The following is a 26,993-nucleotide window of genomic DNA, read 5'->3' as shown; positions in this document are numbered from 1 at the left end:
AAAAAGATTCTACATAGATGTAAATTTAAGTAAATTTACTTATATTTACTTAATAAATGTTGAAATAAAATTTTTATTTTTGCTTTTTTAAATATTTATCAAGGCCAGATTTAAATAAGTTTTAGTATAATATAAATACTTAAACAACGAATTAAATTTTTATTACTGAAGCTTTACACTAAGGAGAGTTTATGTCTAAAAAAAGAAATCTTATTATTGGGTTATCATTACTTTCGGTATCGTCAGCTTTTGTTGCTTCATGTAACGCACCCGGTTCTTCTTTACCAATTCAAGCTGAAGATCCCAAAATTAATCTTACAACTGATAACCAAGAACTTGAGCAAAATGCACCCAAAATTAAAAGTGCAACTCAACAAGCAAACAATGATGAGTCTTTTTTACCAAAAATATTTACTGACAGAGTTGATTCTAATTCTGATAAATTAGTATCTGAACATTATATCAAGAAAGAAAACAAAATTAATTATGTCGCTTTTGGAGATTCAATTACCGCCGGTTTTGACGGTACATTACCAAGAGATTATCAAGGAGAAAAAACACAATCTGGAGCAATTGATGGACTTTCGTATCCAGCTTTTTTAGCTCGCTTGTTAAATCATGAAAATCGTGTTAATGAATTTAAAAATTTTGCCTATTCAGGAACAACTATTTTAGACTGAATTAAGTTTTTAGGAGTTGATTATCAAACCGATAACAAATCAGAATTTTTTAAAAATGTTTATAATTCACAATTTTCAAGTGAATTAGCTGATTTTAAAACTAGATTAGCACGGGCAAATTTAGTTACTTTTACTCTTGGAGCAAATGATTTTTTTGAATTAATTGCTAAGAACATTCAAAACTATAATCTAATCGACATTTTTAAAACACTTATTTCAAAAGAACCTTCATACGGAGAATTAATTAAATTTGTCAATAGTGTTTTAGGGAATGCTCTATCGGAAATTAATCAAAGAATTAACACTTTAATCGCCAATATTAAAGCTTTAGCACCTCAAGCAAATATTAATATTGTTAGTTATCCAGCTCCATTATTAGGACTTAAAGAGATTTTTGATAGTTATCTTAAACATATTTTCGGAAATCTCCCAATCAATATTTCTCCTTTAGACTATTTAGTAGGAGTACTTAATTCAACACTTAAATCAGCAGCAAGATTTAGTTCAATTAATTATGTTGATTTATATAATTCAAAATACTGAACTAAAAACGCCGATGAGTTATCAACTGTTCTACTTGATATTCATCCGAATACTCTTGGTTACAAAAAAATGGCCATGGATCTTTATTTGAAACTCACTACTAATAAGTTAGGAGTTAAAAACTATCAAGGTTATGACTTTAACAAAGAGTTCTTGCTAACTGATTCAGATACACTTCAAGCGCAAATTGAACCAAATCAAAATCCAATTCAAGCTATTGGTGATTCAAGCCAATCTTATTTAGAAAATCAATCTACTTTTGAAATCCAAATCAATCCACTTAGAAACGAAAAATACTTTGGAGAAAGAGTTTCAGATTTAGTTTCAATCTTTGGTGAATTATTAAGTTCAAAAGGAATTAAAGATAGTTTTTACAATCTTCAAGTTCAATTACGTGAACTTAAGGCTTCAAAAACACTTACTTTAGACGCGATTCCAAAATTACTACTTTCTAATTTCTTAAATGAAGCTAATATTGTTAAATTAATTTCAGTAGTGGCTAAAAGTGATTTAATTAAAGAAAATAAAGAACGTATTAATCGATTACTTGAATCGCTTCTCTCCAATGGATTAAGTACTTATTCAGAAGAAATTGTTCAATTTTTAACCACAAAAATTGAACAAGTAACTAAAGATAAACTCAAAGAATCCTCAGTTAAATCAGTCTTGAGAAAAATTGTTTCTGATAAAAACTTTGTTACACTCTTAAAAAATATTGCCAATATTTTTATTAATCATTCAGTAAATTTTGAACAAGTTCAAAGCTATAAAGATGTTCTTTTAGCATTCTTGAAAAACGATCAAGACTTTGAATCGCTTTCAGATTCGATTTCAAAAATTGCTGGATATATCTTTGAAAACCCTGAAATGCAGGATCTTTTCGCCGATATTTTCCATCAATATTTAGTTGATAATCATCTAAGCCAGAACATAAGCAGCACCCAAACTTCTAAATTTACCAAAGACTTTTTAAACTTTGCAAGCACTTCATTACTTAAAGACAACTTATTAAAAGAAATCATTAAAGGAATTTTAGATGATCTAAGCGTCAATCCAAATACTGATTTTTCAAGTGTAATAAAATCTGCATTTAACAATGTGCTTGGAACCTTATTCGATTTTAGTAATAATAATCCAAAATTAATGAACTTATTACATGGTCTATTTAATTCAAATTTAATCAATCAAAATAAAAACTTAATTAAACAACTAATAAAAAATGTTCTTAATTCAAGTCAAGAATGATTACCATCACTAGTGATGAAAGCTCTACCAAGTTCATTTGCTGAGCAACTTTATAAATATGGTGGAGAAAAAAATCTTGCTTTATTAATCAAACACATTTTTAGTTTAGAAAAATCTAAAACAATTGTTAATGATATTGTTGCAAGTTTAGTCGATAATACACAACAATTTGCTAACTTTAGTAGCTTTGATCAATTAGTACAAAAAATACTGAAAACTATTAATTTAGACTCAATTCAAACTAATTTAAAAGCTATTATTAATGAACTTTTATCATCTTCGCAATTTACTAAAATTACCAGCAATCTATTATTAAATGCACTTGGACAAATCGGATTAAACACTAGTGATTTAGCAGTGTTTGAATTTGCTAATAATGTTTCTGGATCAATTAAATCACTTCTTGATTATTTAGGTTTAACTGATCAAATTATTCAAAAAGTATTTGAAAACTTCAAAAAAGCTCAAAGTAGCTTAACTCCAATTGAAATTCTTGGAACTATTCCACAAGAAATCAGCCAATTAATCTCACAAAAAGTAACTCAAGATACTTTTGAATTTGTTAAAGGGTTAATGAAATTGCCATTGGTAAATTCACAAAACTTTAAACAAGTATTTGTGCAAGTGGTTGATAAACTTTGAAACAAAGTTAATCCAGCTAACTTTATATCTAAATCATTAATTAGCTTGTTAACACCACAATTAGATCAACCAAGTTATGCTAAATATCTTGATAAAGATGAAGCAATCGATTTTATCCATAAAATGGTAAAAACAAATGGATTTAAAGATGTGATTTTAGATTCAGTAAGCTACATTATCAAAAATCCAGTTTGAAACACTGATGTTAAAAGTTTTAATGAAGTATTTATCGCCTTACTAAAAGAACCTGAGTTAAAAGGAGCATTTAAAGATTCGCTTGGTCATCTTGTCGATGACACTTTAAGTGTAGTTTCGCTTAATAAAACTTTTGCTAAAACAATTAACGTATTATTAGAAAAATACTCAATTTCACTTGATGAAATCAAACTTCAAACTCTTGGTTCTGGAATTGGCACATTTATCAAAGATGTTATAAATAAAGGCAATTTAAAAGATCCACTAATTGATGCTCTTTTTGATCATTTAGCAAATTCACAAAACTTTGATCAAATTCAAGCACAACTTCAAAACACTTTAGTGACTGCTCTAGATTTTGATAGCAACCCACTACTTCTTAGTGCTATTTTAGATTCGCCATTAGTCAGTTCACAAAAAGAAACTATCAAAGAAATTTTTGATGAATTTCTTCAAAAAATGAGGACTTCAAATCAAAAAGGCAAATTCCTTTCTGATTTAGGTTTAAGCAGTTTAATTGCTCAAAATATTACCACTCAGAATGAAATTGATAATCTAGCTCAATTGTTATTTGCTGATAATCAATTTATTTTACTGGTTAAAAAATTATTTAATCATATTCTTGATAATGCAAAAGAATTGGCTAAATCAAATTCATTTATTGAATTTTTAGATGGTTTAAGCTATAAACAAGATTTAATTTTAGAATTTAAACAGCCATTAATTGATTTAGTGAAACAAAACCTTGAAAATAATTTAGTTAAGAAAACTATTTCAAGCACCTTCTACAAATTTTTAGTTAAACAGCACTTAGATAATAACTTAGATGAACAAGGAACTCATAATGCAATAGGTGAATTAATTTCATTTGTTAAGAACAACTCTCTTGTTACCTCATTTATTAGTAATTTAATTAATGATTTAATTGACAACTCATATCACGCTGGTTGATCACAACTTCCAGACATCATTTCAAGATCACTTAATTCAGCCGCTGAAAAAACATTCAATTTATCACAGCAATCCAACCTTAATAAAGTAATTGAGTTAATAAATGATATTACTAGTTCACAACTTTTACAAAATCACAAAGATTATTTCAAAACTCTACTTAATAATATTGTTGAACACTTATCACAACTTAACGTAGGATCTGTTTTTACTGGGCTACTTCCAGGTCCAACTCAAACATTTATTAGCAACTCAATTACTGATGAGAAATTTAATTCGCTAATTAATTTAATCTTCTCACTTGATGATACTAAAACTATTCTTAAAGAAGTGATTAATGGAGTTTTAGATTCATATCAAACCATACAAAACGCGATTTCACTTGAAGATTTAGTTTCAAAAGTTATTAAAACTGTTAATTTTGAAAAGATTAAAACTAGTGCAAAAAACCTTTTAGCTTCATTAATTGGTAAAAGTGAGTTTCAACCACTTTTCAAAACCATTTTAACTGAGCTATACAGTTATTTAAAATTAGATCCTAATTCATCACATAACTCACAATTTATCGAAGGATTTGCAAGAAACTTTAAAACCATTATTGATAGTTTTGACATCCTTGATCCATTGATTGATAAATTATTTGAAAAAATTAGTTCAGCAAAAAATAGCTCTAATCCAATTAGTGTGCTTAACACTATTCCACAAGCAATTGGAGAAATTTTTGCACAAAAAGTTACTAACAAACCCAAAGATTTTATTCAAAAAATATTTGATTTATCAATTTTCAGCAGCAATAAACAAGCACTTGCTGATTTATTAAAAGCTGTTTATGGAATCGCTTTAGAAAATCAAGTTTTTGATAATTTAATTCTTAACACCCTTATTCCTACATTACTTAAGTCTCCGGCAAAAGACTATGTAGATGCTACTGAAATTGGGGATTTATTATTAAGAATCATTCGAACTGATAGTTTAAAAGATTTTATCTTCACTATTATTGATTCGGTCATTAACAACAATGATTGAATTAATCATTTAAATTCTCCAAAAGAATTAGTTAATTCAATTTTAAAAATTCCTTCATTGATTAATAATGTTAAACAGCATATCACCCCTCTTTTAAAAGAATTGTTACAAAACAACAAATTAAATGTTACAGTCTCAAAACTTTTAAATAAAGTTGCAAGTAGTTATGGGATTAACTTTAACATTGATCAATTAAGTACTGTTGCTCAAAATGTCCTTACTTCAATCATTCCATACCTTGAATCAACTGGTACACTTGAAAAACTTATTAACAATATTTTTGCTTTAATTGAACAAGAAAAAGATGTTGATAAAATTTTAAGCAATCTCACTCACACAATTACTTCTTCATTTGATTTTTCAAGCTTTGGATTAATTCAACATTTATTGTCGAGTAATTTATTTAAAAAAGAAACAGATAGTTTAAAACTACTCTCAATGAGTTTTGTTGATCAAATTAGCACAAAAGACACATACACTAATTTAGTTGATCAAATCGATATTAGTTCAACAGTTTCAAGTTTGAGTTTAAGCTCAGACCAAATCACCAATCTTAACCATTTTGTTCGAGAAATTCTTAAAGATAATGAATTTATTCAATTAATCAAAGCCCTTATTCCTTCGTTTATTGATCATGCAGGTGAATATGCAAGTGCAAATGATCATGTTGAATTAGCACTTCAAGCACTTAAAAATGTAGATTTTCTTCAAGCTGCCAAAGCTCATATAAGTGCTTTATTAAGAAAAACATTCCAAAATACTAATGTTCAAAGCGTACTAGCAAGCATTCTTCATTCAAAAATTCAAAATTCACCATACAATTGAGTTTTAAATCAAGTTCAAAGTCCACAAGAATTATTTAGTGCACTATTAGCATTGTTTAATGATTTTGAAACAGAATTTGGAATTATCGATAAAAGTTTCCAAGCTTTAAATGAATTTGCACAAGATTCGCATGCAAATTCAATACAAGACCTTGTTAATAAATTAATTAATCAGTTTAGTGTTTTATTAAATTCAAACAATTTAGAAACCAACATTATTAAACTTGTTCATCTAATCGCTGATCGTTTACTTCCTACAAACAAAGATAAATTCAATAAAATTGCTGAAAATATCTTTATTAAAATAAAAGATGATGCACAATTTGTTAATAGTTTAATTTCACTTATTCCTAGCGATCTCAAAACCCAAATTCAAGTATATATTTCTGATGAGAATTTAAAATATACTATTCAAAAATTATTTAGTTCAGATAAATTCAAAGAGTTTGTTTTAACAGGAATTTCAAGCACACTCCAAGATAAAAACGCAATTAAACAAGCAAACTCATTTAACGAATTATTAAAATTATTACTTAGCAAATTAGATATTACTAACAAAGCTAAAGAAGCATTTAAAGAACTTGTAACCAAATATAAAGCAGATACTAAGCTCAAAGAAATTGCTAAATTTGCACTTACTAAAGCACTTTCAAGTGCTGTGGGAATTGATAACTTAAATTCAAGTGAACTTGAACAATTTTCTGATGATGTTAGTCAAAATCTTGTTGACTTATTAAATAATCTTGGAATTTATAACACATTAGTAGATGGATTATTTAGCAGACTTTCAACAGTGATTAGTGCTAAAAACCCAGATTTTAATGGCCAATTATTTGTTCATTTAACAACTATTATTACTAACAAATTTAGCGAAAATCCTCAACACTTCCTTAACCAAGTTATTAGTTCGAAAATTTTTACTAATAATAAACAAGCAATTAAAGCTATTTTGATGTTTGTGGCTAAAAAACTGATTCAACAAGGAACTATTACAGCATTTATTAATGAAGAAATTGAGTCACTTCAAGGAAATCTTGACAATTATCTTGACAAAGATGCACTCAAAGCTCTTGTTACAGAACTAGTAAAAGTTGAAAATCTTGAACAACTTGTTTCATTTATGATCAATTACTTAATTGATCATACAGAATGAACTAATTCATTAGATACTATCCAAGAACTTGTATTCAAGATACTTAAAGATTCACAAGTTCTTAATTCACAAAAATCACAAATAGAAAGCCTTATTACTAAAACTTTAGATTCAAGCAATCTAGATAAAATTATTTTAAAAGTTGCTAATAAACTACTAACTAGTCAAGGTTATAGTCAAACTATTAATTTAGATCTTGCTTCTGGAATTAGAAACTTTATTCAAGAATTTAATAACAAAGATGCTCAAAGCACATTTGTTAACAAATTACTTAACAATTTAGAGCAAAAAGTCCAATCATCAAATTCAATTGATCAAGTTATTGACGAATTTATTCCAACTCTACCACAAACTCTTAAATTACAAAACTTTAACATTGTTAAAGCATTGATTAATTCAAGTTTATTACAAGGAAATAACAAACAAAGCGTTAAAGAAATTTTAAAATTCTTCTTTAACAAACACTACACCACAGCTAATATTGAGAAAATTGTTGCTCTAATTCCACTTGATTTAATTGCTCAAAAAATTGGTGATACTAAAGAACACCTTAAAACAACCTTCACAAACATTTTAAGCAATGATAATGTTAAACAAATGGTAAACAAAATCATTGACTTTGTTGTGGATCGTGTTGACATTTTTGCTAATGCAAGCTCATATAATGAACTCATTAAAATTGCATTTGCTCAAAAAGAATTTACTAGTTCTATTAAACAGCACTTTGTTGATTTATTAAATATTGCAGTTAAAGATCAAGAATTTAGAAAAGTTCTTTCTAAACTTCTTACCAATGCTTTAAATGATCAACAAGCTAATAAAATATTAAATGGAATTGATGATAAAAGCAGAATAGTAAATAATCTTTTATCAGTGTTTGATATTTTTGATCAACAACTAGGAATTAGTTCAATTGCTTTTGAATCAGTAATAGATTTCCTTAAAGTTAATGGATTAGATTTTGGAAATATTATCAGTATTGCTTCATCAATAGTTAATGGAGTAAAAAACGTATTTGCACAAGATACAGAAAACAAAGTCACAGGATTAATTCGTACCTTATCAAGTTCAAAACTATTAAATGAAAATAAAAACGATTTATTAACCATTTTTGATAATGTCTTCAAAACACTTGACTCACAAGAGTTTGCCAATATGATTGAAGGTTCTCTTGGAGAACAACTCAAAGCTCAATTAATTAAATTTATTCCATTAAATTCATTTAAAGAATTAATTAAGTTTATCCATTCTAATAGTCACTTTAAATCAGTTTTAACCACTGTGATTAGAAAATCAATTGAGAAATTTAATGAATATTCAAATGTTAAATCGTATGCTGATATTATTGACAAGACCTTTGAAATTATTGATGTTGCTGAATTGGAAAGCGGATTAAGAAGTTTAGTTAAAGATATATTATCAACTAAAGAAATTAAAGATATTGTTCTACAGTTTTTAAAAACAACTTTAAAAACATATGATGTAAGAATTGATGAGCAAGATGTTAATGAGTTCTTAACTCAATTTGCTTATCATTTTGATGTGATAATTGATTCGCTTAATATAACAAACCCAATCTTAAATAGAGTTTTTGAAATTCTCAAATCAAAACGATTTAAAGAAAAACCATCAGATGAAGTTGCTAGAATTATTCCATCAATTCGTCAAAGCTTTTTCTTCAGTCCAAGAGGAATTTGAGATAAACTCTCTGGATGAAGTTCGTGAGGTTCGGGAATTCTTGGCGGTTTAAAAACAGGTCTTGACAAAACAATATCACAATTAACCGGCGGATTAATTAAACACGGTGTCATTTCTAATTGAATCAAACCAAAAATCAATGCTTTAGATATTAATAAACCAATTTTTAGATACATTTCAAAAGAGGATTTAAATGCATTAATTGATTCAGCACTTAAATATCCATCAGTTACTGAAATTGTTAATGCAGTAGTTCCTCAAATCACTAGTGGTGCTATCTCATTATCAACCAGCAATGATATATTGGGAATTGTTTTTAGCATAATTAAAAACCAAAGTATTTTCAGCAAATTCAAAGAACAAGGAAAAACAATTCTTGAATCATTACTTAAAGAACCAATCGTTCAAAAAGTAGTTGCAGGTGCTTTAAACAGCTTTTTAGACCAACATAATATTTCAATTAGCAATTTTGACAAACAAGCATTTACCAAAGCTACTTTAGAAAATGCAGTCTCAATTCTTAAATCAGCTAACCTATACGATAAAATTTACGATAAATTATTTGATGTTTTAAATAATTCAAATAACTTTGAAGATTTTATTTCACAAGCTATCCCTGAAATAGTAAATATCATCGCTGGCTCACATTTTGAGCTAACCAAAGCAATTTTAAGCTCACAATACTTACAAAGTCAAAAAGAACAATATAGAAATTTAATTAATTCTCTAATTTACTGAGCATCAACGCATTCAAATGAACTTGAAGCTTTATTAGATAAACTTAATTTAAATGGTTTTTTAGCTCATTATAATTTAACCAACAATGAGCTTGCCCAAGCTATTTCAGAATTTTTAGGCATTACTCCAATTCAAAACGCTTTAAATGTGATTAGTAATAAAGTGTTAGATAATGCTTCAAACATTGCTAATGGAAGCTCGTATAATGAATGGGTTAAAACTATTTTTGCTGAAAATAATTCAACGAATCTAGTTAAACAGAATATTAAAAACGGACTTCCTATACTATTAGGAAACGAAACAATCAAAAATACTTTAGCAAAAGTTGTTGTTCAAGTAATTAAAGATCACAATTTAACTTGATTGTTTGATAATGTTGCTCAGCCAAACCAACTTATTACTTCGTTACTTGATAGTGTGTTAGTGCTTAATGAAGAAAGTGATCTCTTCTCAAATGTGATCGATAAAGGAATTGAGATTTTACAAACTCAAGGATTCCGAGGGGATTTTTCACCAGTATTAGATCTTCTAGTAGAAAAATTCAAAACATTAATTACTGGCGGGAATGCTCAAGCAAATCTTTTAAAATTATTAAAAGGATTTGCTCGCTCAGATGCGTTTACTCAGAGTAGCGAAGACCTTAAAGAACTATTGAATAATATATTTACTTACTTTATTCAAAAAACTGATTTTGGAACATTAGTTTTAGGTTTAATCCCACAAGATTCCCGTGATTGAATTAATAAAAACTTATTTGATCCACAAATGTTAGTTCAAATTATTAACCATGGAGCAAAATCAAGCACACTTCAAGGAATTATTAAAGATATCATTTTCTTTATTGTTGATCACCCTGAACATGTGACTAGTGCAACCTATTTAAATGATATTTTTAAACAATACTTTAGCACTTCAACTAATGTAACTTATGTACAACAAAGATTTACACAAGTAGTTACTGAAACCTTTGCACTTCCACAATCAGTAAATGCCATTAAATCAGCGCTAACTAAGTTCTTTACATTTATCGAAATTAACACTAATCCAGAAATTAACAAAATTATTGATTTAGTAGCCAATGGATTTATTCCACTTTTACAAAGAATTGGTTTATTCGATCGTTTTGTTGATGGAGCAGTTAACTTTATTAGAACTCAAAATGAATTTAGTTTAGCTTCATTAAAAGCATTTGTACAAAGTCTTATTAATTCAATTCAACCGACTGAATATGGACTATTCAAAAAACTAATTGGTGATGAATTAATTACTAATAATAAAAATCTTATTAAAAGTGCATTTCATAAAATCGTTGATTCGTTTGTCAATCGTCCTGGAAAATTAGAAGCAATTATGCAAACACTTGGAGTTGGTGGAGCGGTTGTTTCATATGATTCACAAACTATAAACAATATGTTTATTAACATTATTAGAAATAGCAATATTGTTAATGTGCTTAAAACAATTCTTGATAACTTGGTTACAAACAATTTAGAATATAAAAAATTAAACAGTTGACCAGAAGCATTTAACTATTTTATTAGACATACTAATGATCAATCAATTAAAAACAACTTAACTAATTGATTCCAAAGTGTTGCACGAAATAATAATTCTTATTTAGCTCAAGGTGTAGGAGCAATATTACACAGTAAACTTAAAGCATATGGATACAACTTAAATAATAATGATGATTTAAATATGATGAAGCAGGTTGCAAACGGAATGCTCAAAACTCTTGCAAATGATAGATCAATGACTAATACCATTATCAATAAACTTCTTTCTAACATTAAATCAATTGATTTTACCAAAGTATATGATCCGACATTTACAATTGCAAAAGTATTTATGATTTCTGCGTTCTCGCCGCTATTAGATAGTACTAACGAAAAAATTCTGACATCAAAAATATTGGATTTAGGTGGATTTTTAAGTAAAATCACAGAAAACATCGGAGCAGAAACTTATGTTAAATTTATTAATCGATTATTTGATAGTTCATCGCTTGATCAAGTAACCGGAGTTTATAAATTCTTAAACGGATTGCTCAATTTAAATCTTGTCCCAAGTTATCGAAGTGTTAAAATCAATTCAAGAACAAAAGTTCCACATATTATCGATTACTATTGAAACAAACCATTTGAACCAAGCGTTAAATTTAATTCATACAATATTTTCACGCTTAAATCAAGAGTAAGTGAATTTATTAAACCATTCTTTAAACAAATTTTTGTTAAAATTTTCACTGATTACACTACAAATAAATGAAATATCAACAGCCCTAAAGTTAATGATGGATATAAAGCACTTTATCGTATACACGTTTTCCTTCTTTGATTATTACATGATAATAATGTTCCGCTATTTTGAAATGGAACTTGAGATAATGTTGAAGCTTATGTTTCACTTGGACAACAAAAAGGTTGAAATGATGTCTTCAATTCATTCAAATCACGTATTTCTAATAATGGAAAAGTTCTCGAATCACTTGGAAGCAATCACACTAGTTGAGGAAGAAGATGATTTAATAGATATTACACCATGGGAAGTGATTGAAGCAGAATTAATAATAGCAATTACGCTAATAATCAAATCTTGGCTTATATCTATTACAGAACCAAAAACCCTCAAGACAGACATAATAAGAGCAAAACAAAAACCAGAGTGCTTCTTGAATCGCTTCAAAACGGATACATTGGAAATCCAACCAGAATTGATAAAAGCAAATAATCCCAAAACAAGAACGCAAGTTCTTGTTTTTTAAATTATTCTTTTCAAGTAAATTTAATTTATCTAATTTTTTGCTATAATATCCAGATAAATAATTTAAGGAGAAAAATGAAGAAAAGATTAAGCAAAATTTTATACAGTGGATTATTCATTGGAGCATTTGGTTCAATTGCTGTTGGATGCGAAACTGGAAAAGTTACTCAACAACAAATTCCACAAGGACCAATTGAAGGGAATAACATTGATTTATCAGACAGTCTTTTATATTTAAACCAAATACCTTCTTCGATTATCAAAGACTTATCATCAACTGGTGTTTTGAATAAATTATTATTAGTTCCAAATTCAAGTACAAATTCAATTGATATTAGACCTTTTGATTATGGATCATCGGTGATAGATTCTCTTTCAAAACAACCATTACTTAGTAAAACTCCTGGGTTAAATATTGCTTTAACATTAGTGAAAAACAATCAAGTTAAATTAGGTCAAATCCGTTCAAGCAAAGAAAAAGATAAAGCCCTTGAATTTTATGAAAAAGACATTTTCTTTGTTAAAGATAGTTCAAACCAATGAGTTAAATTAGACTTTTCAAAAGAAAATCAATATTTACCAGTTACTATAGATAAAGATAATAATTTTGTTATTGAATATAAGATTCAAAAAGAAGGTTCAGATAAACCAACTGAATATACTAAAACTATTAGAACCAGTTCAGATTCTGAAAAATTAAAACAAGAAATTGCTGATTTATTAGAAAAAGATGCTAAACAAAATGAAAATAAAGTTAAAAAATTCTTAGATCAAGCCGAAATGGGCATAGATTCAGCTTCAAACTTTTTACTAACTTCGCAACTTGTTGATCAATCGTTAAAAGATGGATATAAAAATACTATTGAAACAATTAAAGAAGCCAAACCATTAGTTAAAAAAATTAAAGAATTATTTGATCAAGTTCTTAAAAAAGAATTAACCAATAGTTCAATTTCACAACTTTATTTCGACATAAAGAAATTAATCTCAAAATTCATTAATACATTTGTTGATGATACTATTGAATTAGTTAAGAAAAATAGAATGAAATCAGATGAAGAAGTAAAAGCTGATGTAGATCGAATGAAAAGTAATCTCACATTTTTAAAAGGTTTTTTAACAGCATTGCCATTTTTAACCTTGCTTAGTGATTTTATAGAATCATCTATAAGTAAATATGAAGATCCAAAAACTAAAGATCAAATTCTTTTCGAAATTAAAAATGACGATGTTTTACTTAAAACGTTTGCAACTTGAATTGGTTTAGATTTAGAAAAAATTAATGCATTAAAATTAACCAACAAAGATCTTGTCTCATTCTTGTCATTATTTTTTGAGGTTTTTAAAATTAAAAGTACCTCTAAGGCAATAAACTCATAATTCAAATATCAAAGAGTTTTATTAAAAAATAATATTAAAAGCTATTTAATCAATTTGTAGCTCTATAGAATCCAAAAGTGAATTTTGAAATTACTCTTTTGGATCATTACTTTCATTAATTAAATAAACAGCGTTCTCAAAACGCTGTTTTTATATATTTTTAAATTAGGATCATTTCCTTTTAAGCTGCTTTTTTGCTATAATAATTAAAAAATAAAAAGGAGCCCAAATGAAAATCAAAATCAACAAATTTTTATACAATAGATTATTCATTGGTGCTTTTAATTTAATTTCAGGTCTTTATGCAAACGATCAAAATGTTTTAAAAAAACACATTGATCTATCAAAAAGTTTGCTTAAAACTATTCAAATTTTTTCAAATATTACCAAGAATTTATATCAAGCGGGTTTTTTAAATCTGCTAGATTCAATTTTGAATCAAATTAAAAAATTAAATTTTGTCAATGATTTAAATGGTGAAAAAATTGGTGAATTTATTCAACTAAGCAACAGAGATAATATCTTTGTTCATGATAAATCAGAGCAATGGAACAAATTAAAACTTAAAAAACAAGGCCAATATTTATCAGTTTGATTAAATAAAGATAATAATTTAGCTTTTGAATGTTGACTTAAAAACGAAAATTCAAAGCAAAAAATCATTAACATCAAAAATATTCACAAGAAAAGATATTTTTCTACTTGGCTACAAAAATGACTTGGTTTAATAAATCAAAATTTTAATTTATTAAACATAACAGTCCGAGATATGCCTATATTTTAGAACTTGCCCATTCAAACACCTTTTTATTCCAAAATAAGATAATATAAACAATTTTGGTTTAAAATAATTACTTAAGAAATTTATAAATAATTAAAAGAGAAAATACAAAAGGTTATATTCATAACCACTTTTTAAAATTTTTAGAAAAAATAATTAAGGAATTTTTACATGAAAAGAAAAATTAATAAAATTTTATACAGTACATTATTAATAGGGATTTTTAGTTCAATCTCGCTTGCTTGTTCAAACAATCAAAGTGGATCTCAAAAACAAGAACAACCAAAAACACCTGTTAAAAATAATGAAGAAACTAAACCGTCAAATCCAAAATCAGAGCAACCCGCACAACCACAAGTTCAGCCAGAAAAAACCAAAGATAATCACATTGATTTATCAAAAAGTATGATCCAAATGAGCAATGTTCCTTCAGCGATTGTTAAGGATTTCTTTGACACTGGTTTTTTGAATAAATTAACTTTAGTTCCAAATTCTAGCTCAAATTCAATCGATATTATGGTTGAGAGCTCGCTTTTTAACCAAATTAAAACCTACATTCAAAGTGATAAAAATCTAAAGTCTAATTTTATCAATTATCTTACAAGTCAAATTGATAAATTAAACTTTTTAAAAGATTTAAAAACCATTAAATTAGGCGAACTCGTTCAAGGGACTGAAAAAGAACAAATCTTAGTACAAGACAAAGCTGGAAAATTTGTTCCTTTAGACCTTAAAAAACAAAACCAATATTTACCAGTCAAACTAGATAAAAATGATAATTTAGTAATTGAATATCAAATTAAATCAAACGATTCAAGCAATCCAATTAACCACACTAAATCTATTAAAACCGGACCTGAATCTGATAAATTAACTCAAGAAATGACTAATTTAATCAGTGAATATATTGATAAATACCAAACATTAATTAATGCACAGTTAAAAACCATCAAAGAATATCTTGAGTACTTAGCAAAATCATTAAATGCTCAACCTATCTTTACTGCTACAATGGGTCCATTTAGCAAATTGCTTGAAGTGTTTCAAAAAGATACAATTAATTTTACTTCAACAGTAACCGAATTTAAAAACAAAGCTATAAGCAAAGAATTAACCAATGCTTTATTATCAAAGTTATATTTTGAGTTTAAAAATTACCTTACTAAAATCATTGATGCAACTATTAATGATGTTTTTCAAATTGTTACAAACAATAGAGCAATAGGTGAGCAAGGAATAAAAGACAAAATAGCTCAATTAAAAGATAATATTAATAAGTTAAAAAAATCTTCAGTTTTAAAACAAGTGCAATCATTTTTAACCACAGTAGAATTCTTTATCACAAAATATGATGACTCTAAAATTAAAGATCAAGCAATTAGCGAATCCATACTATACAAACCTGTTAATGATTCATTAAGCAAATGACTCGGTGTAAACCAAGAAAAAGTCATTGCATTGAAAATCAAACCACAAGATGAACTTTTATATCTTTCAAAAATAATTGAAGCATTTGTTAAAGTAGCTAAAGAAATTGACGATGCTCAAAAAGAATTAGATAAAAAGCCTGCTCAATAATAATTCTGTTCAGGCTAATTTATATTCAGAGATAAAAATATACTTCTCTCTAACTTTCGATCTGTGTATCATTATTTGATTTTAAATGTCTATTAAGGAGCAAAAATGAAGAAAATATTTAAAATAATTTTTCTCAATGGATTATTCATGATTCCTTTTAGTTTAATTTCAGTTTCTTGCTCAGCAACTTCAAATTTATCTCAAAATCAAATTTCAAATGAGTATATTAATTCGACAAAAATATTGCTCAAAATATTCAACTCCCATCAGAAATTGCTAAAGACTTATTTGATACTGGATTTTTAAATAATTTAGTTTTAATACCGAATACGACATCAAATTTAATTGTTCTAAAAAATTAAAATTAATTTTTTAGAACAATTAAAGAAAAATCTTGATAATAATAGATTTTTAAATTGACTTTTTAAGAATAAAATTTCAAATCAAATTTCAAAATTTAGTACTTATAGTATTTTAAATGATATTAAAATTGGACAAATTGCCCAATTAAGAGAAAAAGACAAAATATTTATCCTTGATAAATCAGGACAATGGGTTAAATTAGATTTGAGCAAACAAGATCAATATCTACCAGTAAAATTAGACAAGGACAATAATTTAGTTATAGAATATCGAATTCAAGATGAAAATTCTAAAAAATTAATAAGTCAAATTAGAACTATTTAAACAGGTAGGGATTCTGAACAATTAAAGACACAATTTGTTGATTTGATTAAAAAATTTATTAATCAAAATAAACATGAAATCAATGATTGATTAATACAAATTCAACAAATTGTTAATAAATTATCCGATTTAAAGAAAATCAATATTCTTTTAGAAAAATGAATGAAATTTTATAAATATACTCTTAACTTTTTAAAAAAACACTAATAATTTAATATCTTATTTAGTTAATTTTGCAAATCTTTCATCAAAAGGTAAATTAACTAATTCTGATGTAACAAAAATTTACTTTAAAATAAAAGATTACTTTTCTAATTTAATTAATGCATGAATTGATGATATTTTTGAAATAATTAGTGTAAATAAAAAGTTTAGTACAGAAGAAGAAATAAGATCCAAAATAGAATGAGTAAGAGAATATTTTGAAAAAATAAAAATGTTTGGTAATTCACAAAAAGCAGATCAATTTTTATCATTTGTAGAAACTTATTTATCAAAATATAATAATCCTCAAACAAAAGATCAAATACTTGATGAATTAAAATCAGATAACTTTTTTTCTCCTTTGTTCAAAAAATGATTTGAGTTAAAAACTAAAAATATCGATTCAATAAATATAACTCCAAAAGACATGCTTTTATTTTACATTCCACCACTTTATCATCTTTATATTGAAGAAAAAATTCAAAATGAATTAAAAAAATTTGAGTTAGAATAAAAATGAATATTCTTTAAACTCATAACTAACATTTTCTTGGTTCAATTAATGTAATTTGATTTCATTTCATAAATATTTGATCATTAAAAGGCTTTGTTTTTAAATATATTTTTTGCTATAATTAAGCAATAATTGAGGAGCATAAATGAAGAAAAAGATTAATAAAATTTTATATAGCGGTTTATTTATTGGGGCTTTTAGTTTAATTTCGGCTTCTTGCTCAAACAATCAAAATGTAGTTCATAAACAAGAACCAAAACCAGTAGAAAATAATACAAAACAAGAACAGCCAAAAACACTTGTTAAAAATAACGAAGAAACCAAAGTATCAACACCTGTAACTGAGCAATCTGGAAAACCTACTCCACAAAAAACTCAAGATAATTACATTGATTTATCAAAAGGATTATTCCAGTTAAGCGATATTCCTTTAGCGATTGTTAAGGATTTATATAAAAATAAATCCTTAACTAAATTATCTTTAGTTCCAAATTCTACATCAAATTCAATTGATCTAGAATTAAAAATTAATAAGTATGATGAAAGCATTAATATTCTTAAAAACAATGAGTTTTTAAACACATTTTTAAAAAATGAAAATTTAAGAAGAATTTCAGAATTGAATTTTTTAAACAATTTATTTAAAATTAAAATTGGCGAATTGATTAAAGGGACAGATAAAGATCAAATCTTTGTGCAAGATAAAGCAGAAAATTGGGTTAAATTAGATTTGAGCAAACAAGATCAATTTTTACCTATTAAATTAGATAAAGATAATAATTTTGTACTTGAATATAAAATTCAAAAAGAAGGTTCAAAAACTCAAACAGATTATGCTCAAATAATTAGCTTGAATAATAAAGATAAATCAATTTCAAAAAGTGTTGTTGATTCATTGGCAAATTATGCACAAAAAAATAGCTTTCAAGTTCAATTTTATTTAAGTATTCTTAAGCAATTTGGTAATACAGAAAATTTATTTAAAAATTTATTACCACAATCTTTAAGAGAAACATTTGCAAAAAGTATTGATTCTTTGGATCAATTCGTCAAGAAATTTACTGAATTATCATCTGATTTTTTCAAAAAGTTAACTAATAAAGAAATAACAAACGAATCATTAACTAATTTTTACTTTGAAACTCAAAAAATAGCGGTTCAATTATTCAGTGCATTTTCAAATGATATTGTTAATTTAGTTGTCAAAATAAAATCACTTAAACCAGAGGAAATTAAGAATAAAATTGCTAAGCTAAAAGAAAATATTGATAAATTAAAAACTGATACAACTAAAGAAACAAAATTAGTTAAAACTATCAGCGGTCTTTTAAAAAGATATGAAGATCCTGCGTTAAAAGATGAAGTAATTATTGATTTTAGTACACTCGAAAGTGACCCACAGCTTAAATTATTAGGAATAAGCATTCCAAAAGCTAAAAATTTAACTCTTAAAGTGCAAGATATTCTTTTAATTTATGCAACTTTTTCAATGGGATCTAATAAGTAGTAAAAGATAATAAAAATCAGCTTTAAAAAGAGCTGATTTTTTGCTTGACAATTACAAAACGATTTTTACCACTAAGATCTTTTAAAATTTCAATATCAAATTCATGCTTGATTTGTGTTCAAAAATCTATATGTAGTGGATTGATTTCAAAGATAATCATTCCCTTATCGTTTAAATATTCAAAAGCTTGCTTTAATATTTTTTTATAAAAAAATAAACCATTTTCATTAGCAAATAAAGCCTGATGTGGTTCAAATTTTAATACACTATCGCTAATGAGTTCGCTTCTTGATAAATATGGCGGATTAGAAACAATTAAATCAAATTTCGAGTTAATATTTTCGAATAAATCAGAAGTAATAATTTTTACATTAACTTGGTTTAATTCACAATTTTCCTGTGTTGATTCAATTGCTTGTGGATCAATATCTGCACAAGTTACCGATAAATTAGCATTGTTTTTCTTTAGAGCAATTCCAATAAAACCGCTCCCAGCACATAAATCCAAGACATTTTGAAAATTGTGTTTTTTAATTAAATCTAATGCATGAAAAACTAATTCTTCAGTTTCATAACGGGGAATGAGCACATTTTTGGATACATTAATTCGTACATTAGCTAAATCAACATAACCAATAATTTTTTGCACTGGAAAACCTGCATTGAGCATTTTTTGCTCTTGATCACTTATTTCCAAAGACAAACCATACCTTCTTTTTTCTAACAATAAATCAGCTTTGCTTGGCATAACTATAATCCAGCTTCTTTGATTTTTTCGTTATGCTCTTCAGTTAATAAAGCGTCAATAATTGAATTTAATTTACCTTCCATTACTGGCCCTAGTGATGTAGAATAAGAAATTCGATGATCAGTCACGCGATCTTGAGGATAATTATAAGTACGAACTTTTTCGCTTCGCGCACCTGAACCAGCTAGTTTACGATATGCTGATTCTTCTTCTTGTTTTTTCTTGAGTTCAAGATCATAAAGTTTTGATTTTAAAATCCGCATGGCAGTTTCTTTGTTGAGAATTTGACTCTTTCCATCTTGACAAGACACAACAATATTTGTCGGAATATGGGTAATACGTACAGCTGAATCAGTAGTATTGACTGACTGACCACCATTACCAGATGAACGAAACACATCAATTCTTAAATCATCATTTTTAATTTCAATTTCAATATCATCATCAATTTCAGGCATGACAGTTACTGTTGCTGTTGATGTATGAATTCGTCCTTTAGCTTCAGTAGTTGGAACCCTTTGGACTCTATGAGCACCAGATTCAAATTTTAACTTTGAATATGGTTTATCCCCTCTTACTGCAAAAGTGATTAATGAAAAACCACCCGAATCTGAAGGATTAGTTTCAAGTACAGTTACTTTCATATCGTTTGAAGCACAGTATTTTGAATACATTCTAAATAAATCACCAGCAAAAATATTAGCTTCATCTCCACCAGCAGCTCCACGAATTTCAACAATGACATCCCGATTATCATTTTCATCTTTTGGAAGAATTAAAATTTTTAATTCTTGCTCAAGCTTAAACATTTTACTTTCAGCTTCGCTGATTTCAACTTTAGCTAAACTAACCAAATCAGGATCTTTTTCATTTAACATTTCTTTAGCTGTTTTGAAATTATTTTCAGCTTGAAGATATTGCTCAAAGGCTTGGACAATATCTTTAATTGAGTTGATTTCCTTTGAAATTTGTGTATACATTTTAATATTACTTACAATTTGCGGATTAGTTAATTGGACTTCTAATTCATTGTGTTTTTGTTTAATTTGAACCAGTGATTTATACATTGTATTTTCCATAATATTTCTATTTTATCAAATCTTTAAAATATCCTTTTGAGTTAATTTTATGCTCATTTTATCAGTTGGTAAAATTAACTCCTTTTTTTTTTTTTTTTTTCAAAAGAATATAATATTATTAATCAGTATTAAAAGCAGGTTAACATGAAAAAAACATTTTGAAAAAATACCTTTTTATTGGTATTAACTTATCCAAGTGTTCTTTTGGTTTCTTCTTGTGCTCAATCAAAAATTAGCACTGACGAAGGAATTGACAACGGTGGTAAAAATAAAACCCCCAAAGATCCTAACGGAGGAAGTTCTTCAGATAATTTAACCCCCCCTTCAAATACAAACCCAGTTTCACCAAGTAAAGCTCAAGAAGGTGAATTAGGTGGAATTGAAATCGGAGGAGGAGGAGGAGGAGGCGCTTCGCCAAATGAAATTCCACGCGGACCTCAAGGAGCCATTCCAGGAAGACCAGATATTTCTGTCAATGAGTATCAAAAACTTTCTACTGAAAAGAAAAATCAAGTAGATTTACAAGCATACACTAAAGCTCTTAAAGGCGCTCTTGGTGATCTTTCGTATACTTCACAACAATCTCCAATTAAAGATCAAGCACAAGTGAAAGCATATGATGATAAAGCTCTTAAAGCAGATCAACCTGAATATGAAAGTGCATTATTAAGAAACTTTTCAATCGTCAAAGACAATAAATTATTTTTAAATCCAATTTCTAAGAAACTTTCAGCTGCATATTGAGATTCGGCTATAAATAATCGTGGTTTATCAAGATATTTACCAAATCAAAAATACAAAGATATCGCTTTGCAATCATATGCAATTAAATTTAACGATGGGAATGATCTCATTAGTCAAAATGATGGATTTTCTGAAAAAGGAACTGCTTGAATTTTAGATTATCAGCTTGATTCAAGTGGATATCCAACCAAATGATATCTAGCAACTAATTTACACGTAGCTTCTCAATTGTTAAAACAAACAGTTGATAGTAATTATTCAAATATTACTAATTTAGCAGAGGAAAAAAAAGAATATGACGATACTATCAAACGCAAAACTGAATTAGAAAAAATATACACTGAAATTGTCAAACCATTTAGAGAAAAGCTTGCGACAATTGATAAAGAAATTGATCGCTTAAAAATAGAAAAAAACAAGGCCGACACAGACGGTAGATCTTCAGATGTTAAAAAGTATAATGATCTTATCGCAAAACAACAAGATCTTAAAGTACCAATTTTCAAGGAAGAAAACGCCAAAGTTGCTCAAGAATTTGATAATAAATATGGAATTGAATACAACCAATTAAGCGATAAGCTTAAAGGTAAATTTAAAGGTACTACTAAAAACATTGCTCTTGAACACTTCAATGAAGAAACACCAATTGATCAGGATTTATTAACTAATGATAAAGCGTTTACTGTTGATGTATTTTATTTAAAACCTGAGCAAGTAAAAATTGTTTATGGAGCAAATGATTTTCTAAATTCTAGTCCAAAAGATTATCTTCCAAGCGATTCACCATACAAAGATACTGAAGAATTAGCTGATTTTGCTGTTTTAGAAGTTGATTTTACTTCTCGTGACAATAGTCCTTATAAATACTGATCGAGAAAAGAAAACAAAGAGATTACTGTTAATTCGGCCTCAGAATTAGCCAAAAAAGCAACTTCAGATTTTGCAAATTGAGATGCTTCACGTAAATTCAAATTCGCTACAAATTCTTTATATAAGGATTGGGATAAAAATAACAGTGAACAAGTAGAAGTAACTACCCAGGAAAATAAAAAAGTAAAAATACCAAAAAGTTCGGTTAATTTACTAGCTTTAGGTTTCCCTAACTCTGCAACTGATAATCAAATTGACACAGCTTATAAACCAAAAGAATTTGTTGATGCTCTTAAATGAACACAAAGTATTTGAGTTAATAAGCCAATTTATACTCGATCTGAATTTGCTGTGGCAGGTAAAGTTACAACAAAAGATTATGGTTCAGGATTTTCAAAAGCCTTTGGGTTAAGAAACTTTTTATCAAAACCAGGAATTAGTGACTATACCATCACTGCTCCAATAATTACTGCTGCTAAAAATGAACCATTCTCAATGCCATACTTTAAAGATACAAAATCTAAATATCAAGGAAAATCATACATTAACTATGGTCTTGGATATACATTAGCTTCCTGACAACCACTTACCGGAGCTTCAGGTTCTAGCGTTAGAACAATGGATAATCAAATCGTTGGAATTAATTTTGCTACAGGTGATGAATTAGGAAACTCATTAACTTCACTAGTTCAAGCATTTAGAAGCGAAGGAATTGATTATTCAGGATTTTACGGTTCATATAAATTAGAACAATATGATTTAATTTATGGCGGAGGCAAAAACCAACGTACTTCATATCGTCAGGCATTACACGATTATAACAAAGACGCTAAAACATATTTATTCCCTAATGGAACAGATGAAGCTCATATTCCTAGCGAATATAAATTCAACAATTAATAGGAGGTAGCCGTGATTAAAGCTAAAAAAACGAAAATTCTCTTAAATATATCTCCTTTTACTGCAATCGGAATTCTTAGTATAGTTGCAGCAGGCGGAATTTATTCAGCTATTAATAAAAATAGTTCAAGTGATATTTATATAACAAGTAGAAATATTGACTCAACTTTAATTGACAATGCTGCTCAAACAAATTTAGCACAAGCTTCAAATAAAGATAATAATCTCAAAAAACTCGAAAAAGTTAAAGAAAAGGTTCCAGAACCAGAAAAGGTTATAAAACCTGAAATTCAACCACAACCAGAGCCAGTCAAAATTACAGAGACAAAGCCAATACCGCAACCAAAGCCAATACCGCAACCAAAGCCAATACCGCAACCAAAGCCAATACCGCAACCAAAGCCAATACCGCAACCAAAGCCAATAAAAGTTCTTAATGTAGACGAAGGTGCGGCTGTTGATCCTAATGCGGCACCAGATATAGATTTTAAAAATATTAAACCAAGCGTAAATGGTAATATTGATGCAAGTCAAAAAGCATTAATTACAAATGCAGTTAATACTTTATATAAAATCGGTCAAAATTTACCTAGTCAATTTGACGCAAAAACTAAAAAAGAATTCAAAGATGCAATAAACCAATATCAATTAGCAACTACAGGAAAACCTGCAAATTTTTCTGAAGAATGATATGATCAATACTTTTATTTAATTCAAAATGACGGTAAAGATCTTGAACAAAAACTTAAAGAATCTAAAGAAAATGGTATTGGAGATATTTTAGGTTTTTGACGTACAGATAATATTAACACCAGCTATTGATTTAAATATCAATTCGAATCAATTAAAAAAGATCTTGCATCAGAACTTGATAAAGGAATGATTCCAGTGATTTCTTTAAATCCTACAGAAATTGGCGGGATTGTTTGAGGATATGCAGATAAATCAAAAAACCCTGTTAGAAACAAACAAATTGCTGATAACAAAAGAAGATTCTTTAAATACGATTCTGAATGACAAAGAACACCAGATGACATCGAAAATAATAACTATGCTGGATGAAAGAAAAGTTATGATACACCAGCATTTACTAAATATGGAATTACCGAAAATGAAGGAATTAAGGTTCTAAAATTTGAACCTGAATCTGATTTTGCTAAACAAGGTTATGATGGTAAACCTAAAATTTTAGTTCAATTAGACGCGACTAATCAAGCAGGATATTCGAAATTTCTTGATTTCATTAAAGCTGTTGAAAAAGATCCTTCTCAACGAATTGATGCAATTGTGATTAAAAATATGGGTAAAATTGATAAAACACAAAAATTTGAACACATTTTAAGTCAAATTCCAGATTCAGTAAAAAAATTAACTCTATTTTTCGCTGCCCATGATACAACTGCGCTTAAAGCTCTTAAGAATAAACATATAGATGAATTAGAATTATATACTCCAGCTGGAGCTCTTGATAATGATTGATCAATCAATCCAAATTCACTTCAAGGAGTTAAATATATAAGTCGTGATTATGATCCAAGTAATAAACATAATGGGTCAATTATTTTTGATAGACTCAAATTTGATGTGGAAGATAATTTAAACACAATTAACCAAGGTCTCAAAATGGTTTTTGATACTAGAAAAGACGAAAGAGTCTTTCAAGGGTCATTTGGCCCAGGATCTTGACCACTTAAATTAGATTTTTCTAATGTTCCTTCAATTAGAAGTTTAAAAGGAATGAATCTTTATGGGAAAGTATTTAAAGAGTTAACTTTATATAACTCTTCAAATATTTTCACGGCAGATCTAACCACTTTATCACAACAACAATGACAAGCCCTAATTGTTAAGGGTCTTGAGAGAGCTAAATTGTATTTTAAATCTCCTACACCAGTTACTACTTTGTATTTAAAAGGAACAACTATTTCAAATAATTTTGGTAGGGATCTGTACGGATTAATTGAAGCAGGAAAAGATAATTTCCAAACAATTTATGTGGACACACAAGAAGTGGCCAATACTTTAAACCGTTCACAAGCGTTTACAACATTTGGTAAACGTGCCGTTGTGAAACCAAATAATTTCAATCCTGAAGGAGGAAATAGTGAAATTAGTTTTGACTAAGAAGGTTCACCTTTGGTTTGATTTTAGCAAAGAAAACATCCTAAAGTTAAGCTCTTTTATTGCAACTTTTGTGTTGTTTTCTTTTTTTGTTTTGTCTTTTTCGATTCAATTAAGTAGTCCACGCTTTGTTTTACATTGATCTAATATTTTTAATAGCGAAACAATTACTAATAAGTCATATAATTTCTTAGCCCTTGGCACTTTTGTTATCTTAACCATTATTGCTCTGGCTAGTTTATTTAAATCATTTATGGTTTTAAGTAACAATAATCTTAAATTTAAACATTATATTGCTTGATATGTTAATTACTTAACTTTAGCAATTGTGTGTGCAGGGATTTATGGATTTATGCCGCACCAAGTGACATCTAAACCTATTGACTTGTTTTATAAATCACTGGTAATTTTTTGATATTTATTGATTTCAATTGGGTATCAAATTCATGTTTTAGTCTTTAGGTCTAAGCATTTAATCAACATTTCTAAGCACATTGTTTTAAGCACATTGGAATATGTTTTTAAACTTATTTTAGCCGGAACCTTTATCTTTGTACTTTATTTATTTGTGTCAAAAACCCCAACTAATGATGCATTATATTTTAATAATGATGTAATTAATTATTTAGATGGGATTAAGTCAAAAACCCCAGGACTTTATTTTGTATTCATTTTCTTAATCACACTCTTTATTATTTCGATTATTATGCTCAAATTTTTAAATATTCAAGCTCAAAAAGAAAGCTTAATTGCTTGAAAAAATAAAATCACAAGTATTCTAGCATTTGCTTTTGCTATTCTAATTGGAATTTTTATCTTAGCTATTTATTTAACTATCACCAGTAAAAACTCTTCTAAAGCTTCAATCACCTTTATTCAACAACTTGATTATATTTATCTAATTATTCTGGGAATTCTATTTATTGGAATATTAACTTTAATAATCTTGATTAAACTTTATTTTGAAAAAATATTTAAAATTTCAAAGAAAAATTCTATTATTTTAGCAATTAATTCTACTTTGGTGATTTTATCGCTAATGAGCATATTGAATTTACTAAAAGTGAATTTTTATACCCAACAATTTAGTAATTTAATTATTCTAACCACAATTTTAATTAGTATTATCTTTATTGTACAGAAGAAATATTACCTTGAAAAAACAACATTAATTGCTTATTCAATTGTTTTATCTTTATTAACAATTGCTTCAGTGCTGAATTGTTTTGAATACACTTCGATTAATTTTCAAAACAATTCATTAATATATTCAAGCTCAGATTTTATTTATTCGGCTCGAATTTCCATAGCTGCATCAGCACTATTATTTGTTGAAATAATACGTAAATCATCTAAAAAAGTATTTTTATTAATATTCACATTACTTAATTTGAAATTAATTAAAGGACACAAGGAGTAAAT

At 27.4% G+C, this 26,993-nt stretch carries 13 protein-coding genes; 10 read left to right on the top strand and 3 right to left on the bottom strand.

Translation table 4 applies throughout. The annotated features are described in order from the left end of the window. Positions 1–191 precede the first annotated feature (191 nt). The 4 genes from NPA11_RS02825 to NPA11_RS02810 all read left to right on the top strand — a co-directional run bounded on the left by NPA11_RS02825 (position 192) and on the right by NPA11_RS02810 (position 16,197). The gene (locus NPA11_RS02825; RefSeq protein WP_257043382.1) at positions 192–12,425 is read left to right on the top strand and encodes an SGNH/GDSL hydrolase family protein; all 12,234 of its coding nucleotides are present in this window, start codon (positions 192–194) and stop codon (positions 12,423–12,425) included. A 108-nt stretch (positions 12,426–12,533) separates the two neighbouring features. Next, a complete protein-coding gene (locus NPA11_RS02820) occupies positions 12,534–13,838 on the top strand; it encodes a hypothetical protein (RefSeq protein ID WP_257043381.1) in 1,305 nt (434 codons plus the stop codon). A gap of 229 nt (positions 13,839–14,067) precedes the next feature. After that, a complete protein-coding gene (locus NPA11_RS02815; RefSeq protein ID WP_257043380.1) occupies positions 14,068–14,622 on the top strand; it encodes a hypothetical protein in 555 nt (184 codons plus the stop codon). Between the two features lie 168 nt (positions 14,623–14,790). Beyond that, entirely contained in the window at positions 14,791–16,197 is a 1,407-nt protein-coding gene (locus tag NPA11_RS02810; RefSeq protein ID WP_257043379.1) for a hypothetical protein, read from the top strand. Positions 16,198–16,289: 92 nt separating this feature from the next. Here NPA11_RS02810 and NPA11_RS02805 read toward each other — a convergent pair whose 3' ends face one another. Further along, positions 16,290–16,448: a hypothetical protein gene (locus tag NPA11_RS02805; protein WP_257043378.1), complete on the bottom strand. Its 159-nt coding sequence runs from the start codon at positions 16,446–16,448 to the stop codon at positions 16,290–16,292. A 478-nt stretch (positions 16,449–16,926) separates the two neighbouring features. On the opposite strand from NPA11_RS02805, the gene NPA11_RS02800 reads away from it, so the two are divergent. The 3 genes from NPA11_RS02800 (at position 16,927) to NPA11_RS02790 (ending at position 19,109) form a co-directional block, all read left to right on the top strand. Next, on the top strand, positions 16,927–17,091 hold the full coding sequence (locus NPA11_RS02800; protein WP_257043377.1) for a hypothetical protein: 165 nt from the start codon (positions 16,927–16,929) through the stop codon (positions 17,089–17,091). 229 nt (positions 17,092–17,320) lie between these two features. Beyond that, positions 17,321–17,602: a hypothetical protein gene (locus NPA11_RS02795; RefSeq protein WP_257043376.1), complete on the top strand. Its 282-nt coding sequence runs from the start codon at positions 17,321–17,323 to the stop codon at positions 17,600–17,602. 145 nt (positions 17,603–17,747) lie between these two features. Then, positions 17,748–19,109, top strand: coding sequence for a hypothetical protein (locus tag NPA11_RS02790; RefSeq protein ID WP_257043374.1), 1,362 nt, complete (start codon positions 17,748–17,750; stop codon positions 19,107–19,109). A 22-nt stretch (positions 19,110–19,131) separates the two neighbouring features. On the opposite strand, the gene prmC is transcribed toward NPA11_RS02790, so the two are convergent. Both prmC and prfA read right to left on the bottom strand, forming a co-directional pair. After that, the gene (gene prmC / locus NPA11_RS02785) at positions 19,132–19,857 is read right to left on the bottom strand and encodes a peptide chain release factor N(5)-glutamine methyltransferase (RefSeq protein WP_257043372.1); all 726 of its coding nucleotides are present in this window, start codon (positions 19,855–19,857) and stop codon (positions 19,132–19,134) included. Positions 19,858–19,859: 2 nt separating this feature from the next. Next, positions 19,860–20,936 carry a peptide chain release factor 1 gene (gene prfA / locus NPA11_RS02780; protein WP_257043371.1) on the bottom strand — a complete coding sequence of 359 codons (1,077 nt, stop codon included), beginning with the start codon at positions 20,934–20,936 and terminating at the stop codon, positions 19,860–19,862. Positions 20,937–21,080: 144 nt separating this feature from the next. Between prfA and mip the strand changes: the two genes are divergently transcribed. Genes mip through NPA11_RS02765 form a run of 3 tightly spaced genes read left to right on the top strand, consistent with a single transcriptional unit; the run spans position 21,081 to position 26,991 of the window. Continuing rightward, a complete protein-coding gene (gene mip, locus NPA11_RS02775) occupies positions 21,081–23,450 on the top strand; it encodes an Ig-specific serine endopeptidase MIP (protein WP_257043370.1) in 2,370 nt (789 codons plus the stop codon). A 12-nt stretch (positions 23,451–23,462) separates the two neighbouring features. Continuing rightward, positions 23,463–25,574, top strand: coding sequence for a putative immunoglobulin-blocking virulence protein (locus NPA11_RS02770; protein ID WP_257043369.1), 2,112 nt, complete (start codon positions 23,463–23,465; stop codon positions 25,572–25,574). Beyond that, positions 25,555–26,991 carry an MSC_0624 family F1-like ATPase-associated membrane protein gene (locus NPA11_RS02765; RefSeq protein WP_257043367.1) on the top strand — a complete coding sequence of 479 codons (1,437 nt, stop codon included), beginning with the start codon at positions 25,555–25,557 and terminating at the stop codon, positions 26,989–26,991. The genes NPA11_RS02770 and NPA11_RS02765 overlap by 20 nt, the downstream gene beginning before the upstream one ends. Positions 26,992–26,993: the final 2 nt, after the last annotated feature.

Origin of the sequence: Mycoplasma sp. 1578d (genome assembly GCF_024582695.1) — a bacterium.
Taxonomy (GTDB): Bacteria; Bacillota_I; Bacilli_A; order Mycoplasmatales; family Metamycoplasmataceae; genus Mycoplasmopsis.
Note: the sequence above shows the minus strand (reverse complement) of the source record. Positions and strands in the feature narration are given on the sequence as shown.